The 17,605-nt window shown below is 32.8% G+C and carries 19 protein-coding genes and 1 pseudogene; 12 read left to right on the top strand and 8 right to left on the bottom strand.

What is annotated here, in order from left to right:
- The first annotated feature begins 16 nt into the window (after positions 1 to 16).
- The 9 genes and pseudogenes from GHD00_RS21375 to GHD00_RS21430 form a co-directional block, all read left to right on the top strand.
- Positions 17 to 238, top strand: coding sequence for a hypothetical protein (locus GHD00_RS21375; RefSeq protein ID WP_346427626.1), 222 nt, complete (start codon positions 17 to 19; stop codon positions 236 to 238).
- Positions 239 to 246: 8 nt separating this feature from the next.
- Positions 247 to 849, top strand: a complete 603-nt coding sequence (locus GHD00_RS07765) for a hypothetical protein (protein ID WP_346427627.1) — start codon at positions 247 to 249, stop codon at positions 847 to 849.
- Between the two features lie 206 nt (positions 850 to 1,055).
- Positions 1,056 to 1,400, top strand: coding sequence for a hypothetical protein (locus tag GHD00_RS07770; protein WP_163537590.1), 345 nt, complete (start codon positions 1,056 to 1,058; stop codon positions 1,398 to 1,400).
- 850 nt (positions 1,401 to 2,250) lie between these two features.
- Entirely contained in the window at positions 2,251 to 2,895 is a 645-nt protein-coding gene (locus GHD00_RS07775; protein ID WP_163537591.1) for a hypothetical protein, read from the top strand.
- A gap of 286 nt (positions 2,896 to 3,181) precedes the next feature.
- Positions 3,182 to 5,518 (top strand): Ig-like domain-containing protein, encoded by a 2,337-nt coding sequence (locus GHD00_RS07780; protein ID WP_163537592.1) that lies wholly within the window; start codon positions 3,182 to 3,184, stop codon positions 5,516 to 5,518.
- Between the two features lie 1,257 nt (positions 5,519 to 6,775).
- A complete protein-coding gene (locus GHD00_RS07785) occupies positions 6,776 to 7,750 on the top strand; it encodes a hypothetical protein (protein WP_163537593.1) in 975 nt (324 codons plus the stop codon).
- A 567-nt stretch (positions 7,751 to 8,317) separates the two neighbouring features.
- Positions 8,318 to 8,662, top strand: coding sequence for a hypothetical protein (locus GHD00_RS07790; RefSeq protein WP_163537594.1), 345 nt, complete (start codon positions 8,318 to 8,320; stop codon positions 8,660 to 8,662).
- A 224-nt stretch (positions 8,663 to 8,886) separates the two neighbouring features.
- The gene (locus GHD00_RS07795) at positions 8,887 to 9,066 is read left to right on the top strand and encodes a hypothetical protein (protein WP_163537595.1); all 180 of its coding nucleotides are present in this window, start codon (positions 8,887 to 8,889) and stop codon (positions 9,064 to 9,066) included.
- Positions 9,067 to 9,273: 207 nt separating this feature from the next.
- Positions 9,274 to 9,398 (top strand): annotated as a pseudogene (locus GHD00_RS21430) (recombinase family protein); the annotation flags it as partial.
- A 225-nt stretch (positions 9,399 to 9,623) separates the two neighbouring features.
- On the opposite strand, the gene GHD00_RS21255 reads toward GHD00_RS21430, so the two are convergent.
- Positions 9,624 to 9,752: a hypothetical protein gene (locus GHD00_RS21255; protein WP_276208260.1), complete on the bottom strand. Its 129-nt coding sequence runs from the start codon at positions 9,750 to 9,752 to the stop codon at positions 9,624 to 9,626.
- Between the two features lie 133 nt (positions 9,753 to 9,885).
- On the opposite strand from GHD00_RS21255, the gene GHD00_RS07805 reads away from it, so the two are divergent.
- Positions 9,886 to 10,704, top strand: coding sequence for a hypothetical protein (locus GHD00_RS07805; protein WP_163537596.1), 819 nt, complete (start codon positions 9,886 to 9,888; stop codon positions 10,702 to 10,704).
- 605 nt (positions 10,705 to 11,309) lie between these two features.
- Positions 11,310 to 11,585, top strand: coding sequence for a hypothetical protein (locus tag GHD00_RS07810; protein WP_163537574.1), 276 nt, complete (start codon positions 11,310 to 11,312; stop codon positions 11,583 to 11,585).
- Positions 11,586 to 11,794: 209 nt separating this feature from the next.
- On the opposite strand, the gene GHD00_RS07815 is transcribed toward GHD00_RS07810, so the two are convergent.
- From GHD00_RS07815 to GHD00_RS07825, 3 genes are all read right to left on the bottom strand, one after another.
- Positions 11,795 to 11,959: a site-specific integrase gene (locus GHD00_RS07815; RefSeq protein ID WP_163537597.1), complete on the bottom strand. Its 165-nt coding sequence runs from the start codon at positions 11,957 to 11,959 to the stop codon at positions 11,795 to 11,797.
- 273 nt (positions 11,960 to 12,232) lie between these two features.
- Complete coding sequence (locus tag GHD00_RS07820) at positions 12,233 to 13,768, bottom strand: FAD-dependent oxidoreductase (RefSeq protein ID WP_240468643.1); 1,536 nt, start codon at positions 13,766 to 13,768, stop codon at positions 12,233 to 12,235.
- Positions 13,769 to 13,831: 63 nt separating this feature from the next.
- The gene (locus GHD00_RS07825; RefSeq protein ID WP_163537599.1) at positions 13,832 to 14,779 is read right to left on the bottom strand and encodes a P1 family peptidase; all 948 of its coding nucleotides are present in this window, start codon (positions 14,777 to 14,779) and stop codon (positions 13,832 to 13,834) included.
- A 78-nt stretch (positions 14,780 to 14,857) separates the two neighbouring features.
- Between GHD00_RS07825 and GHD00_RS07830 the strand changes: the two genes are divergently transcribed.
- Positions 14,858 to 15,133, top strand: coding sequence for an acylphosphatase (locus tag GHD00_RS07830; protein ID WP_163537600.1), 276 nt, complete (start codon positions 14,858 to 14,860; stop codon positions 15,131 to 15,133).
- 44 nt (positions 15,134 to 15,177) lie between these two features.
- Here the strand turns inward: GHD00_RS07830 and GHD00_RS07835 are convergent, their stop codons facing one another.
- The 4 genes from GHD00_RS07835 to GHD00_RS07850 form a co-directional block, all read right to left on the bottom strand.
- On the bottom strand, positions 15,178 to 15,417 hold the full coding sequence (locus GHD00_RS07835) for an indolepyruvate ferredoxin oxidoreductase subunit alpha (RefSeq protein WP_163537601.1): 240 nt from the start codon (positions 15,415 to 15,417) through the stop codon (positions 15,178 to 15,180).
- A 141-nt stretch (positions 15,418 to 15,558) separates the two neighbouring features.
- The gene (locus GHD00_RS07840) at positions 15,559 to 16,119 is read right to left on the bottom strand and encodes a histidine phosphatase family protein (protein ID WP_163537602.1); all 561 of its coding nucleotides are present in this window, start codon (positions 16,117 to 16,119) and stop codon (positions 15,559 to 15,561) included.
- A gap of 90 nt (positions 16,120 to 16,209) precedes the next feature.
- Positions 16,210 to 16,413 (bottom strand): DUF6501 family protein, encoded by a 204-nt coding sequence (locus GHD00_RS07845; protein ID WP_163537603.1) that lies wholly within the window; start codon positions 16,411 to 16,413, stop codon positions 16,210 to 16,212.
- A gap of 79 nt (positions 16,414 to 16,492) precedes the next feature.
- On the bottom strand, positions 16,493 to 17,539 hold the full coding sequence (locus GHD00_RS07850; RefSeq protein WP_163537604.1) for an AbrB family transcriptional regulator: 1,047 nt from the start codon (positions 17,537 to 17,539) through the stop codon (positions 16,493 to 16,495).
- Positions 17,540 to 17,605: the final 66 nt, after the last annotated feature.

A 17,605-nucleotide genomic window follows, 5' to 3' on the forward strand; every position in this document is an offset into this window, starting at 1 on the left:
AAATGAGGTGATAAAATTGCTTACAATTGAAGAATATGTTGCGCGAAGAAAAAAAGAAGACAAGATAGATGAATTTAATGTAGAAGAACGAAATGAAAATATGAGATTGTGTGTTAATTATGTTTTCGAATACTTTAATAACTATTTAAACATTACAGAGGCTGAAGAAAAAACTGCATTAAAAGATGAAAAACTGGAAAAGTACCGAAACAACTTAAGGATTATGACCCTGAAATAATTGAGTGGTTGACTGATATTTATTCAAAGTATGGCAAACAAATAAATAAAAACATAGGAAATATTTTAAAAGCAGATGAATTTTTTTATTTATATAGCTCTGATAAAGAGTTCAGGTCATTGTCATACGACTGCTATTCAAAATTAATCAAAAAGCTACCTTTTATAAAAGACCAAACTGAAATGTTATTTTTATTTATAAAGGATTATCACCGAGTAATGAGTCAAAAAGGAATGGAAAATGATGATTTTTTTATTTCTGATGAAATAAGTGAATGGATCCAACGAACTTGGAAAAAGTATCAGGTTAATTTAAATAAATTCGCGTTCCATTGGGTGAATTTTTTTTGGGAAAATGACCATTTGTGGCCAGCTTCTCATAGGAGAAAGAGTAATACTAACTATAGGAAATATGATTACGATATTAAAAAAAATAATTTATTTAACCTGGATTCCCTTTATAGAAAAATGCCAAAGAGGTCATATACCAAGGGGAGAAAACAAGAGTTTGAGATTTTGATGATGTATTATTGGATTCATGATATAGAAGGTGATGAAAATTACTGGCAGGAATACTTAGAAAAGACATTACCTTATCTTAATTCAAAATAAAAATCATATATTCAATTGTGAAACGTTGCTGGTTGAAGTTGATGAAATACTAAAACCGATTCTTTTATTAGGATAACTCAATTTGTATGGGAATATATAGTTGATATACTATTGGAAAGATTTATAATTACATTAGAGTAATACAGTTTATTTAGAGAGGGATACTTATAGAGCGGGATATTGTTAGCCAAGTGAATGAGGTAAAGGTGAATGCATTAAAAACTGAATTTAAAGAGTATTTAAATAAAAAGTTTAGTCATCTTAAAGATAAAAGTGTCATTGTAAGTGATGCATTTTATCTCAATAGATACGATATTGGAATTAGTTTATGGGAAGCTCTTAATAGTGAAAAGTCAATGAACCTTTGCCGAGAACTACTAGTAGATTATTTTACAAACGTACATAAAGTGAAAAATCCTTCCAGTAATTCTTCCGTATATATGAGATCTATGAAAATATTAAAAGATTTTATAGATAAAACATATGGAAGCGTAACATTATATATAGAGAGTGAATTAGCTAATTATAACACACACGCGTCAAGTTTCTAGAGAAATAATCGAGAAAGAAACAGAAACGAAAAGAGTATATACACCAATAGCCGCCGAAGATATTCTTCCCCCTTCTCATACAGAGATCAAAAAGTATTTACATGTCTGGGACAATTTAGAGCATTCTTCCGTACAGGAAAGTGCCCTTGAAAAATTATTTTTAAGAACTTATCCAAAGAATGATGACATTAATGATGTACTAATAAAAGTATCTGTTTTAAATGACTTTTACAGTACCAATATATTCTCACCATTCAATGTTGCAAAACACATCGTTTATTTGAGTATCGACGATAGACTTTATAAAGGGGATGTAACGCTTGTAGACAAAGTTGCTAGAGTACAAATGGATAATGGAAAAGTAAAGAACTTTTATTCTTTTGCTACCAAATACTGCAGCCACCATAAACCTCTTGAATTTCCTATTTACAATAGCTATGTTGATAAAGTTCTTCGTTATTTCAGGAATGTAGACAAGTTCTATCATTTCAAAAACGATGATTTAAAAAATATAAAGAGTTTAAAAACATTCTTTTAGAATTTAGAGCATTTTATAAGCTTGAACCATACAACTTGAAGGATATTGACAAATACTTATGGCTATTAGGAAAAGAAAAGTTCCCTAATAAATATAATTAAGCACTAATTAAACCAATAATAGCGAAATTTTTGAGTATAAGAAACATATATGATACGAAAATGATATTGAGGAAATCTTTTGTGTTTTGGGTATATTCTTGGGTAACTTACATCTTATTAAATGGATACTTATGGTAATATATAGATATGACTTCAGAATATTTTTCATAGATTTGAAATTAGTAAAATGTTAGAGAGAGGAAAGTAACTAATGTCTCAAGAACTATTTTATATTTTATCTCTAATTATTACATTTAGTTCTGTAATAGTCGCAATAGTAACTTTAAGGGAAAACATAACAACTAAAAAAGCATCAGTGAAACCTCTATTGAACCCAAGTAGAATTGATAAGTTTAATAGCGATGATAATTTGTTTTCGTGTAATTTTGAATATCCTATTTCAGAGGAGTTAGGTGCAACTGCTCTGGTCCACTTTGGCATAAAAAATATTGGCAAAGGACCAGCAAAAAATGTCCATGTTCTGTCTTTTCAGACTGATGGGGATGATCTTGAAAACTTTAGAGTTGGAAGTAATTCAATTAGTATACCAGAGGGCGGTTCAATTCCATTTGTTATAAGAGTTGGAAAGAAGGATGAAACAGATTATTATTTCGGCACTTACAATACAACGATCTATTATGAAGACATTTTTAATAATGGTTTTTATTTGAGTATCCGACTTTGGATTCAACAGTCTGGAGTTACAGTCATTGAGTATGATGATTCTAAGGAACCTGAATGGCGTGACTTTTCAAGTGTTGTTTCTAGAGAAGTAGAGTCTCATGGATATTTTGAGATGTTAAAGTTAGAAAAAACGTTGCAGCAAAATGATTCAAATCCCGATAAATATTCCTGATTATAGGTATAAATTTATTTAAAGAAAATCCAGTAATAAAAGTTAGTCAATAACAAGACGTTTTAATTGAATTTAATCAAACGCCTTCTGAAAATACAAGAACTTATTCATTTCTGTTTTTATATAAACTTTTTAGTTGTATTTTCAGTTCCTTTTTACATAGTTAAATGATGAATATTTTGTTGTTATAGTTATAGCGTATAATGTACTTTAACATTAGTTTACATAAGTTTACATAATCTTTCGAAGCGGCTTAAACCTTGATATGATAGGGTTGAGCCGTTTTTTGATTTTTGTTGTTGACAGGGAAAGTGCGAATAACTTGAAATCAATACAGGTAACTTTCAATCAAGAGATTAATGAAGATACAATTGATAATGTTACAGCAACTGATGCTTCAGGTAATGATGTAGCGACTACTAACTACCTATCAGAAGACGGTGAAACAATTACATTAGTTAAAAACTCAGCTAGCTTCAACCAGCATGACAAAGTTACGGTAACTGTAGACGGCGTAGAAAACACTGATGGTGATGCAGTTGAATATGAAGAAGTAGTTACAGTAACAGATGTTAAGGCTCCAGAAGTAGTGAGCGCTACAGCAACTTCTTCTAAAACTATTGATGTTTACTTCAGTGAACCAGTTGATTTGACTGAAGAGCAAAAAGTTTGGTCAGACGTATTTGAACTTGATGGTGTTGACCTGTTCGCTGACTTAACAAACCATCCTGAAGATAATAAGATCACATTAAATTTATCAAGCAGTATGGATGTTGGAGCACATATATTAGTTGTTAAAGATACAATTAAAGACTATGGTACATTCCCAGTTTCTGAGAAGGAATTAGGAATTGATGTTGCTGAAGATTCAGAAGCTCCTTATATCTCTTCTGCAGAATTAAGAGCTCCTGGTACTGTTAGAGTAGTATTCAGTGAACCAGTTGTTGAATCGTCAATTGCAACTTCTTCAAATGACTTTACAGTTAAAGCAGCTGGTCAAAGTGCTACTCAAATCAGCTCAGTAACCAAGGTTAATAGCACAACATTTGATTTAGACCTTGTTACTGCATTAGACGCAGGTGCTATTGTTAATACTGAAATCACTTATAAAGGTGTTACAGATCTAGAGGGTAATGATGTTGAAGACGCATTATCATATGAATTTGTTGCACCAAATGATACAGATGAACCTACTGCATCTGTTACAAAAGTAGAGAATGGAAATGTTTATGTACAATTCTCAGAGCCTGTTGATTCTACAGCAGTAACAAACGCTTTTGAACTATACGATAGTAACGATACTAAAGTACGTGCAACTGGTGATATCTCAGCTTCAGCAGATCCTGATGTAGAAAATGGATATATTTTATCTCCAAATTCTAAAGCTGACTTAGATGGTAATTATACATTAAAATTACTAGATGACGTAGTAAGCGATACTTCTATCCGTTCAAACTTTGCAAGTGGAGATACATTTGCAGTGACATTTGAAGATACTAAAGCACCAGGAATTGTTAACTCTGAATTAACTGGTGAACTTAAAACAAATGATGACAGTGAATATACTGCATTAGAATTGAAAGTTCCATTTAATGATAAAATGGACGCTGAAACTGCAACAGACTTAGACAACTACATTCTTAATAACGGAACTGGAACAGATATCATTCTAAGTAATGTAACTGGTGCTGAAGCAACGTTATCTGCAGATGGTACTTTTGTTACAGTAAATGTTCCATCAACTGAGAGCACACTATCTACAACTAAACTAGTTGTAAATAGTCAGGACTTCACACCTGCTGATTTAACAGCTACAAACTATGACTTAAAAGTATTAGGTGTAAATGACGATGCAGGTAACACACTAGTTGCTTCTGACATCAATTCAGCTAAAACAGTTAACGAATTTGATGCAAGTTCACTAACATTAACATCAGCTGAAGTAACTGGAAAGCGTACTGTTGTAATCTCTAGTAATACTGCATTCAAATCAATTAAAGCTAACCAAATTAGATTTGTTGAAAGAGCATCTGGTACTGATGTAGCTCAAGAAATCTTGGTAGCAGGTGTAACATTCAGTGATGATATGAAGAAAGCTACATTATCACTTAACACTGACCTTAAGGCAGATGGTACAGGCGATACTGATGAAAGTGATGGTTACAATAGTTTAGACCTTGTTACTATTTCTGACGATGCAATTGTTGATAGCATGAGTCGTTATGTAGCTAATGGTTCACTAACTGACTCAAACACATTTGATAACACTGGTGCAGTTGCTACAAATGTAACTGATGCTATTAATCCTTCAGTATCTGTAACATCAGAAACTGCTACTGACTTAACACTATCTTTCTCTGAAGAAGTTAACGCAACATCTACTGCTGAATTGGCATCTGATATTATCATCAGAGATGAAGACGGCACAATCGTACCATTAGACTTCAGTGGTGGTGCTTCTGACAACACTGAATTCAGTAATAGTGATGCAGATGATGAGTCTGGATTTACTTCACTTACAATCTCTGATCTAACTTCTGGTGAAGAGTACACGGTAGAAGTAATCTCAAGATACATTGAGGATGCTAATACTAATGGTCTTGATGCTTTAACTGAAACGTAGAATAATTGATTAAATATCATTAATATAGAAAAGGTGCCAGTCACTTTCCTGCTATATGTCAAATGACTGATTAAAACCCTGTGAGTCTAAAATACTCGCAGGGTTTTATTTCTGTGTACGCAACATTTGCGCAGACTAAAGATAAGGTGCTTTTCTTTTTAATTGATATTTTTGCTTTAACCTACTGGTTCATATTAGTAAATAAGTTGTAAGGGATTAATTATCCCCGTTGGCTGTTGATGTTTCAATTGTTGAAAAGTAGAACGAACCTAGCAAATATATACTCCTGAGAAAGAAAAGGAATGATGATTCCTATTACGATTGCTAAGACCCATATTGGAAGTAAAGACCAACCATTTTAGGTGAAGCGGTTGATGCTGACATTATCTCACGTTACACATTTGAAGTTGATGGTAATAAAGTAACTTCTGTTGGTGATAATGCCGATGATGAAACTATAACATTTTCCTTAGAAGATAATATTGATACAGATGATACTCCAGATGTATCTCAAGTACTAGATCTAGAAGATATTAGAAGCAATGTACTTGAAGCAGATAATGATGTTCTATCAATGATTGATAATTTAGCTACAGAATCCTCAAGTGCTTAAATTTGGGATAAGAATCCATTATCAAGCTTTTTTCAAAATGGATTCTTTTTGATGCAGGCTTGTGAGGAATTTTTGGTCAAACTTTATTTTAAAGCAACACGACTAACATTGCTAATCACATATCTTATCTTTAAAGCAGGGGAGGCTGCTAAAATTATACTTCCTTTATGGTTTAGATCTCCTACTACTGTTAACATAGCCTTCAGGGGATCAATCTATGCTAACACATTCAACACTTGCATAAAAAGAACACATATCGTAACAGATAATGTTGTTTCTAGGCAATTGTGAATAATTTACTTATAACACCCCTTCAAAGAACATGCGTTCTCGTCATACACAACGCAATATTATTTGTATACTGGTTTTTTTATCCTTTGAAAATATAGTTTAATTTGTTTTTTTTTACATTAAATGGTTTAAAAGTTATATATAATATGGTACTATTGAATTGTATAAATAGAAAATTTTTCTATTTGAAAAGGTAGGTGAATAAATAATGCGAAAAAGTAATGGACTCAGCATCCAACGAGCATTAGGTCACTATTTAGTAAGGACTATATTTTCTAAACTTTCTTTAACACCAAGATATAGCACTTACAAACTTATTAGTATATCTTACATAGTTTAAAGGAGGAACTGTAATGAAAAAGATTATTTTATTATCGATGTGTATGTTAGTTTTACCATTTAGCTCAGTGCTAGCTTCAAACGAAGAAAATACACAAAAAACTACGATTGATCAACTTAAAGATAAAGGGATAAACATTCCTGAAAATAGTTTACTATTTAGAGATGATATTTCTGAAACGCGAAAAAATATTATGCGTGAGGAAAGTAAATTAATCAATGACTACCTAAATGAAATGTATGATGCACGAGCTAAAGCAAGAGTTATTGATAATAGGCTAAAAGACGAGAGAGATGAGTTAATGAAAAGTGAAATTGCTACTCTTGAAGCAGAAAGAAATCAACTGTTTAATAAATTCACTAACATGAGTCGTAACTTTAGTTACAATTTAGGATTTGAAGAAGTGACTACTTCTTCTGAAGATAGTACGATGTCTATAGCTGATACGCATTCTGGAATGGTAGGGAAAAGTGTAAGCAAAATTTATTATTCTAGCGACTCCAATGCTTATGTAGCATGGGGAGACTTCGCGTGGATAGATAATCAATGGATGAATGATCTTCCAGGTACACGGTATGGTTATGATATTGGAGGTTATGATGGCTTTTATATAGGGATAGAAGAAGACATTGATCCTGTTTCAGCATACTTTAGAACTACCTCTAATGAAGGTAATTCAACTAATTGGTCATGTGATTTATGTGCTGGTGATAGAGATTGGACTCCAAATGGGTGGCATATCAAATGGCAAGATAGTTTTGAGCCTTATCCAAGTGAGTACAACACAGATTCAGGGTATGGACACATATATTTTACGTTTGACAATAGTCCATTAGGAGAGAACATTACCAGTTACATGGGATATGGTCACACATGGGAAAATACAAGTATTTCCAGTATATCGGTTGGACCCTATAGTGGTGGCTTTAGTTGGCATAATCAAGGGGAGAATTGGGATGATGAGGTCTTCGAGAATACCCAATATTAGGAAATATAAAAATGGCCTAATAGGGACTCTTTTCCTATTATAACCTTTTTTACTGTAGCCAAGTGGTAAAAAGTCAAGAGGTGGGGGAACAATCCCCTAAAAAAGTTCTGTCTCTATTATTGTCCTATAGGCACGTCTGAAAGTCTATCAAAAAAATGGCGCAGGATGGGGCTTTCCCCATCCTGCGCCATTTCACCTATTTAATTTTTAGCATTTTTAATAAGTAGTATGAGACATCTTAACTGCGACTTACAAAGGAAAATATTTTGTTAAATTCATTGTCACGCCTCCCTATTCACAGTAAAATACGAAGAGGGCATTCAATGAGATCCGGATCCAATTGGAAATTCCTCTAAGAAGAGCTCTTAAACATATCATACGAGGAGGGATATTATTTCTAAAAAAAGTATAGTATTCTTATTCATTACGATTATAATGGTTTTAGTTATAGTCTTATTTGTTCGCGAAACGAATTCTTCCGAAGGAAACGTTATAAAAAATATAAACGCTGTTATAACACCTAAGATATTAAAGCCTGCCACCGTATTATATGAAGAAGAACAAACCTTGGTAATTGGAAAGAATGTACACAACAGCTTTCTTATTCATCATGTTAGTGATAACGGGAAGGAAATTTTAAGCTCTACCTCAATACCAAAAAACGATTCAGATATGAGTATATCATATGGAGACTTCACCGGTGATCAAAGAATTCTCGCAGGAATCATATACAATCCACATATTCATGAGGTTAAAATAGAAGGCTTACCAAATGAGAATACTCGATATGCCATCATAGACGGAAAGAAGTTATTTATTAATATTACGGATGGACGACTTACCAATGACAATCTGCAAATTAAGGTGCTTGGTCTATCTGCAGATGGAGAAATTCTTTATGAGGACTTTTGAGACCACATCATTATAAAAATAACCAGCTAAACTTCGTATAAAGGCTATTCACCACAATTCTATAAAATATGCCCAACGGCATAAACAAATCTCTGTTTCTCCCAAGACATTTGTAACTACATGTTCAGTGGTAGAACAAAGAAACACAAAAACCTAAGAGCGATTAATAAAAATGTACTAAGTTATGTCATGAAAAATTTTAATCTAAACCGAAAGATTGAGTATTGCCTAGTTCAATACCTGTTACGGCACATTTTCCATATTGGGCAATAAACTTGCTAATGCGGTTTGACACACATCAACAAGCACAAGATTTTTTAATTGCAGCTGGCGGGTCAGAAAGTGACCCTCACCGTCTCGATGGAAATGATAATGATGGGTTAGCCTGTGAAAGTTTACCTTAGATGTAAGACAGTCCTCAAGGATTGTCTTTTTTTATTGCATGTTATACTTGGTTTAATCTATGTTAGGAACAAATGTTCTGTTCGAGAAGGATTGGGATGAAAGCTAACAAGCGAATTTATTCTTCCATTTTATAAATGAGTTAAATAATCAATTATCTATTATATTAACTTCTATCAAGAGGACAAGTGATTGATAAGTAGCATGATGATTTTAGGCAAGGTCGTCCAAGAAAGATAGTAAGAAACAAATTAAACATGCGCTTATGTTGAAGAAAAGTTATTCTTATAAGCAAGTGGAAGAAATGACTGGAATTAACGCGGATAAGGGCTAAAATATAATGAATTTAAGCTAATTTATATATATGGTAAAATAGTAATAGTCACAATTTACTTTTTAGGGATGGGATAAAATGGTGAATATCAAACAAGTTTTCAATGATATTAAGAGCACAAAAAAATTACCCATAATGTTTGTTGGGTCTGGCATAAGTAAAAGATATACAACCAATGATTATGATTGGAAAGAATTACTTATTAAGTGTATAAGTCAATATGATTCAAACCCTGAAAGAAAGTACAAATGGTACCATCACCCTTGCCATTCCTAATTTCTTAGCAATCTTACTTTTTGAAAACCCTAATTCTCTTAGTTGAGAAATTTGGTTATACATTCTCCACTTTTCCACCTTTGTTTCCTCCACATACGATAATAATTCTACCTATCTATCATATATGGAAGGAGTAATGTTTTGGGCGAAAAGTGTTCAATTTTATTGAGCAATAATTGACTATTTTAGTTTAGCAGTTACATGGAAATCCATGCGAGTTAAGTGCTATAGCAGTAATAAAGATAATCACCATAAAAAGGGCAAAATATGGATCTGCGATGAATGGAAAGATGACCCTGTAGCTTTTGTGAATTGGGCTAAAGAAAATGGTTATAAAGAAGGTTTACAATTAGTTAGGAAAGACAAGGAAGAGGGGTATTACCCCGAAAACTGCGCTTTTCTTAAAATAGAAGAGGCAAATAAAACGCATGGAATGAGGCGGACAAGATTATATAACATTTGGACTCAAATGCTCCAAAGATGCAAGAATCAAACCCTTGATCACTATGATAGATATGGTGGAAGAGGGATAACAGTATGTGATGAATGGGGAGATTTTGAGGTTTTTGCAAAATGGGCAAAGGAAAATGGCTATAAAGATGGTTTAACAATTGATCGCATAGATGTAGATGGTAATTACGAACCGAAAAACTGTAAATGGAGTACAAACCTAGAACAAGCAAGAAACAAAAGGACAAGTCGATATATAACAATTAATGGAGAAGCTAAAACAGTAGCTAAATGGGCGGAAATAAGCGGATTACCATATAAGACACTACAAAGAAGGCTTTATACCGGATGTAAAGAAGAAGATTTGTTAGCTCCAGTAGGAACAATATATGAGCATAAATTCCTTATTGAAATAAATGGTGTAACAAAAACAATCAATGCTTGGGCAAAAGAAGCTGGGTTACCTTTCTCTACTGTTAAAAGAAGATATCAAAGAGGTGTTAGAGGGGAAGATTTGATTAAAAAAGGAAGATTAACTAATAACAATAATAATCAATTATCTTTTGATTTTGATTGCTAATGTCCACTTCAGCGTATAATACGCAAAAGTGGGCATTTTTATGTGGGAGATAAAAGTGTAGGGGATATATTTCGGAACCAAGGAGCGGGTGACAATGGTTAATCCCAATAGCCCGTTTATGGAACAACAGGTGACATTATTACTGAAGGTTTATAAAGACGGGAATCCCTTTTGTTACAATATCAATCTATGATGAAAATATCATCGCAAAATCTGACAAAATACAGGTGATTTGGGAAGATAGCCATCAATCAACTGAGTAAATAAATAATAAAACAAATTTTATAATTCCGTATAACTCAAGTGAAGGTAATATAAATGAGAATTTATCTAGAACCACATCAGAAATACTTTTTTTGAATCAAAAAGGTGAGGTAATTTACTCATTAGATTAATAATAAATTACTTTTTTAATTTCTTAACAACGATACCTAAAAGTTAGGTAAGCTCCAATCAATGAACCAATTTGCAAGACACTGGATGCCTGCTATCCGAGACACTTCCGAATGACAGTGATTAATCCTGAAGGTTATTTGATAAAATGAATATAAGGCAGGAGCACTGAAGATTTCATATCTTTGGCGCTTTTTTACGGAGGTGGTGTCATGACTAAAAGGGTTACTATTAATGATATGCGACTATTAGCATTATCTAAAGGAGGTAAATGCATATCAACGAAATATGTGAACGGTAACACGGAATTGGAATGTATAAAAGGGCATAGGTGGTTTGCTAAACCCTCAAAAGTTAAGCGTGGAAATTGGTGTGAAAAATGTGCGAGTAATACCGATAAAAATATAGAGGATATGCATAAACTAGCTGAACAGTACGGAGGAAAATGTATTTCTGCGGTATATATTAATAATCATTCATCTCTTTAATGGATTTGTGATATACGCCATCATTTTATTGCTTCGTATTCAGAAATTAAAGAATTAATAAGTAATGGCTGCTTTTGTTCCAAATGCTATCATATAGTAAAAACGCAAAAGAAACCTCGAGGAAATGAGGAAAATCGCAGAATCAAGAGGTGGCCAATTTCTATCTAATAAATACCTTCATGCGCATGAAGTTTTGATTTGGGAATGCGCTAAAGGGCATACATTTCAGTAAGCTCCAAAGCACGATTATGCCTAACCAAAAATTCTTCAAAGGTTTTTAAATCGTAAGAGTACCCGTTAACCGTATTTTCTGAATAATTCTTTTCGATAGCTAAATACATTAAAAAATCATCGACTGCATGTTTAACATTCATAAATAAACACCTCCGGAAGTTTAAACGAAATAAAATAACTGGTTGAAAAAGAGATAATTATCGTTCATAATTTGATAATTGGTTCAAACGAAAAATTATGATCAACTTGAGGATAGAAGTTCCTAATAGTAGTTATTATGGGAACTTGAGGAGGTAAAGCTTATAAATTCGGGGAAATCATTTAGTTAACATAATATATATTATCAGAAGTCATTGTAGAAAATACCTCAATATCTCAAAAAGCTAGTATACTTGAGATATTGAGATAGAAAATTAATTTTTATCTTCATACATGTCATGTATTTGATCTAAATCCTTAATTGCTGGACCTTCAATTACTCTTCCTTTATAAGTAAATCGTGATCCATGGCACGGACAATCCCATGATTTTTCTGTATCATTCCAATTTAATTCACATCCAAGATGCGTACATGTTGTATCAACAGCATGCAATTCATCATTTTCATCCTTATATATACCAATATTTTGACCGTTTTGTTTCTTTTTAATGGCTGATCCTCTTTGTAATGTTTTGTTCCTGTCATTTGTTGTCAGTTTTCCTTGTATAAACTTACTTGCAACATTTGTATTAATACTTGTAAATTTCTTTAAATCTGGATCGGCGTGGAATCTCGTTGGCTGATATAATGCTGTATATGGATTATCTTTTTCTAAGATGAGATCACTTAAAAGTTTTGCTGCAACTGTACTGTTTGTCATTCCCCATTTCCTGTAACCGGTCGCAACTAATATTTCTGGACGATCCTTATTTAACCTTCCGATATATGGTATTTTATCCAATGTTGTGTAATCTTGAGCAGACCATTCATAGTGAAACTGTGATGGTTCTAGATGTTTCTTCGCAAAATCTTTTAAAATTTTGTAAGGCGTATCGCTGTTTTTATATTGCCCTGTTTTATGAGCTTCACCAGCTAGTAACCATATCGGCTGATTATTATGTTTAATAGTACGTAATGATCGCTTAGGCTGGTCGATATCAAGGTACATACCCCCAGGAAATTCTTGCTCCGAGGTAAAACTGACAATATAAGATCTGCTTGGATACATACGAGCACTATAAAAAGCAGTACCCTCATAAAATGGAAAGTGGGATGCAATTACCACATGGTTACTAACAATATTACATTGTACTTGCTGTTCATTTATTGTTCTCACAATAGAATGTGCTCCATTTTCAATATCTGTTGCAACCGTATTTTGATAAATTTCTCCGCCATTTTTTTTAATTTCATCTACAAGTGTTTTCAAGTAATAAATAGGATGAAACTGTGCTTGTTGTTTCATTTTTAAAGCATATTTAGCTGGAATAGAAAATGGAATTCGGTCCATCTCCTCTCCTTTTATCCCTAACTTTTGATATGCTTTATATTCTTTTTCTAATTTGTCTCTATTTTTTTCATTATTTGTATATAATATCGCGTCTTGTTCTTCCAATTGGCAATCGATGTCATGATCTTGAACTAGTGATTGAATTAATTCTATTGCATCTATTTGACTTCTATAATATTGTAGAGCTTTTTCTTCACCAAAATGTTGAATAAATTCATCGTAGATTATACCATGCTGTGCTGTTACTTTAGCAGTTGTATTACCAGTTGTTCCATTTGCTACTTTATCCCTATCTATAACTATTACTTTTACACCCTTTTTTGCTAATAAATAGGCAGTGGTTATACCAGTAATACCTGCTCCAACTATTGTAACCTCCGTTTTTTTATTCTCTTGTAGTGAAGGAAACTCATCCAATATTTGATCGACTTGCCATAATGGTACATGTTGAAATTCCACTAATAATCCCCTTCCATTTAAGACATATATTTTCATTGTCTCCAAATAGAAAGGGATTATGTATCATAGATAACCAGGTATTCCTGCTTCTGATTTAGCCTTTTTCACACCATCGATAATGGCTTCTTCTACAACTTTTGGAGCTAATACAGCTAATACATTTATGTCTATTTTGATATTTCCTGAAGACATGGTAAAAATAGTGTCTCCGTCTAAAAACGTGTGAGAAGGCCGTACTATTCGTGCTATCCCATCTTGACCAATAGATGCAATTTTTTTGGCTTGTGCTTTCGTCAACGATGCATTGGTCATAATGGTTCCAATTGTCGTATTTTCCAATTGACTAGGTTTAAGTATAGAGTGAAGTATTTTATTCTCTGTGTTTAAAAATTTCTGATTCTTTTGGTCATATAAACCTGCTAAAACTTGATTGGATGCAGGTTCCATAATATCTCCAAATGCATTCACAGCTACTACTGCAGCAATATAAAAATCACCAATTTGATAACCTGCAAATCCAACACCTGTTTTCATCATATAATCAGTTCCTAACAACTTTCCTACTGTTGCTCCAGTTCCTGCGCCAATATTTCCAAAAGATAGCCTATTGCCATAAGCATTTTCACACGCATGATAACCCATATTTTTATCAGGACGTACATGAGCATCACCTATCATGAAATCAAAAAGAATAGCACCTGGTACAATTGGTACCTTTGCCATTGTCGTGTCATAACCAATCCTCTTTTCTTCTAAATAAGCCATAATTCCTGCTCCTACTTCTAATCCATATGCACTTCCACCCGATAAAAACGTTGCATGAACACGCTCTATTGTATTTTCTGGCTTCAATAGATCTGTTTCCCTTGTACCTGGTGCGCCGCCTCTTACATCAACCCCTGTTACAGCACCATTTTCACATAATATAACTGTACATCCTGTCAGGCCACGAAAACTTTGAGCATTTCCTATTTTGAAATCCTTTAACTCGTGTGGTTCTATAGATTTCATCATTTATACTCCCTTTCATCAAGATGTTTTGAACTCTATGACAGATTTGATATGATCAACATAAAAGAGGTGATCTAATTGAAAGCCATACATGTAATTGTAACTGGACGTGTTCAAGGTGTTGGATTTCGTTATTTTACACAACATACAGCAATAGAATACAATGTTACAGGCTGGGTCAAAAACAAAGATGATGGATCCGTGGAGTTAGTAGCTAAAGGCGCAGAATCTGACGTAACCAAGTTTTTAGCTAACATCGAAGAAGGACCTTCCCTTTTTGCTAAAGTGAAAGATGTGCACATCAAAGAATTAAACGATCCTCAAGATTTTCAGTCCTTTGAAATCATTTATTAATGTATATAGGTATATAAAAAAAGCCACTATTAATAGTGGCTTTTTTAGCTTTCTTCAAAAAATTTACGGTTTAAAGAAATATATTCATGTTCTTCATCTGGTACTTCATCTTCCATATAAATAGCTTCAACTGGACAAACAGCTTCACAAGCACCACAATCAATACAGATATCAGGATCAATATAGAACATATCTTTCCCTTCTTCTATACAATCTACAGGGCAAACTTCTACACACTCACCTGCTTTTTCTTCTTTACATGGTGATGTAATGACAAATGCCAAGACTGTCCCCTCCTTTTATAAATTCAACGTTTATGTATCTACATAAATACATGCTTTCATTAAAAAAAGTACGATTATCATTATAACGCATTTAAAAAAATTTTCAAATATTATCACAAAAAGAAGTTTTTTGGAGAACATTTAAACATTGCTGTCTTCCCAAATTCTTTCTGTTACAAATTCTCCACCAATACGTTCAATTAAGTATACATCTGGATTAGTTAGAGATTTCCATTCTTGGAATCCGAAATCGACATTAAATTTTTTCAGCATCAAAGCCAACAAGTTACCATGAGTAACAATCAGAATATTTTCATTGTCTTTGTCTGCAAGACACTCTGATAGTACATTGTCTGCACGATGAAAAGCATCATTCGATGATTCTCCCCCAGGCAGCCTCAGATGATAATCATGAAAAGATTCCTCTAACATATCCATCCAATCATCCATTGGTTGTTCGCTCAATAAACGTTCTTTCAGACGATCATCTATTTCTAATTCAATACTAGCTTTCAGAGCAAAAGGTTTAATACTTTCACGCGCTCTTAAATGAGGGCTAGTTAATATTCTATCAATAGAATAACTTAAGGATGTTAACATATGAGAAAGTTGATACGCTTGTTGGTTTCCTTTTTTAGACAAAGGGGAATCTTTATGTTGTGCTAATGCATGGCAATGCCGGATCAACAAAATTCTTTTCATATTATCAGCTCCTAAGGAGAATCTTTGAAAAATCTATAATAACATAGTAAGCTATTAATGAATCTTTCCCTTATTCATCTATTTTTAAACTTATACTTCTTCAAAATATTCTTTTTTAAACCCAGCGATACGATTTGTATTATCTATTACAAAATAGAATTCTTCTGTTTCATTTTTTACATTGTATGTTTTTCCTTCAGTTAACACATTATTTACTTTATATTTCTTTGCTTTGGTATGCATACATTTTATTTGCTTTATTGTTGTATTTTGTTCCCAATTTTGATGAATCATAAAAGAACCTCCTTCTCTCCTTATCATAAACATTTAAATAAGAGAATACAAGTATCGCATTTTAGTTTACATAATAATATTATTGTTCACTTTTTATCAGACCATACTTTTTCAATATAATTGGCAGTAATAATATGATAAATAACATTCGAAACAATTGTAATGAACCTACAATAGCAGGGTCTGCTTCTACCTCATTTGCTGTAATAGCCATTTCTACTAATCCACCGGGGGCTAAACTTAAAATGGCAGTTGCTGCCGTTAATTCTGAAAAATAAGAAAAGATATATCCAAATACGATAGACAGTAAAATGATGAAGCAGGAAAACACAATAAAAAGCCAAGTTATCTTTCCTGCTATTTTTAAATCATGGAGTTTTATCGATAAACCTAAATGAATGCCAATGGTTAATTGTGCAAAATGATACAAAGATGGATGTACATCGATAATTGGAAAATCTATTATATATATTAAAGCTATGATAAACATTGGTATCAAAACAAATGATGCTGGCACTTTGTTTCGAAAAAGGTAGGCAATCCAAATTGTAACGAAATAAATAAGCACTGTCCACCAAGGGCCTGATAGGGTATTGGAAGTATGAATTTCTTGGATAGTCTCACTTTTTGCAAATAATATAGTGGCTAAAAATGGAACAATAAAGATCACAGTTAACAAGCGAATAGTATGAAAGATAGCCACTAAACCTGTGTTGGCATTATATGAATCACTCATCGCTACCATTACTGATAATCCACCTGGTACACTGCCTAACACACTTGTCGATGTTTTTATAGAAGAATATTTAGATAAAAGCATCCCACTTATTATACAAATACCAATTATCAAAAATGTAAAAAAGAGAAATGGAATGAAATACGGAATAACTTTACCCAAAGTGGATGCTGTAAAAGTTGCACCAATTTGTACCCCGGTAATGACAAAGCTTACATTTTTAAGAGCAGGATGCAATACCATATCCAATTTTGTAAATATTTGGATGAACATAACAACTAATAACGGCCCTAAAATCCAAGCCAAAGGAATATACAGCACTAAAAAAATAAATGCAACAATACATGACACACTATATAAGATAAAATAATTTTTAAAAGGGAAATACATGTATGTGAACACCTACTAAACAAGATTCAAAAGACGAATTTGTACAAGGAAAGCTTCCCAGCAAGA

Source organism: Gracilibacillus sp. YIM 98692, assembly GCF_010993965.1.
Classification (GTDB): Bacteria; Bacillota; Bacilli; order Bacillales; family Amphibacillaceae; genus Gracilibacillus.

What these genes read in the sequence shown, in the direction of transcription:
- GHD00_RS07845 (WP_163537603.1), bottom strand. Translation starts at nt 16,413, where the DNA reads ATGATTCATCAAAATTGGGAACAAAATACAACAATAAAGCAAATAAAA.
- GHD00_RS07840 (WP_163537602.1), bottom strand. Translation starts at nt 16,119, where the DNA reads ATGAAAAGAATTTTGTTGATCCGGCATTGCCATGCATTAGCACAACAT.
- GHD00_RS07785 (WP_163537593.1), top strand. Translation starts at nt 6,776, where the DNA reads ATGAAAAAGATTATTTTATTATCGATGTGTATGTTAGTTTTACCATTT.
- GHD00_RS07850 (WP_163537604.1), bottom strand. Translation starts at nt 17,539, where the DNA reads ATGTATTTCCCTTTTAAAAATTATTTTATCTTATATAGTGTGTCATGT.
- GHD00_RS07810 (WP_163537574.1), top strand. Translation starts at nt 11,310, where the DNA reads ATGACTAAAAGGGTTACTATTAATGATATGCGACTATTAGCATTATCT.
- GHD00_RS07775 (WP_163537591.1), top strand. Translation starts at nt 2,251, where the DNA reads ATGTCTCAAGAACTATTTTATATTTTATCTCTAATTATTACATTTAGT.
- GHD00_RS07815 (WP_163537597.1), bottom strand. Translation starts at nt 11,959, where the DNA reads ATGAATGTTAAACATGCAGTCGATGATTTTTTAATGTATTTAGCTATC.
- GHD00_RS07825 (WP_163537599.1), bottom strand. Translation starts at nt 14,779, where the DNA reads ATGAAATCTATAGAACCACACGAGTTAAAGGATTTCAAAATAGGAAAT.
- GHD00_RS07805 (WP_163537596.1), top strand. Translation starts at nt 9,886, where the DNA reads ATGCGAGTTAAGTGCTATAGCAGTAATAAAGATAATCACCATAAAAAG.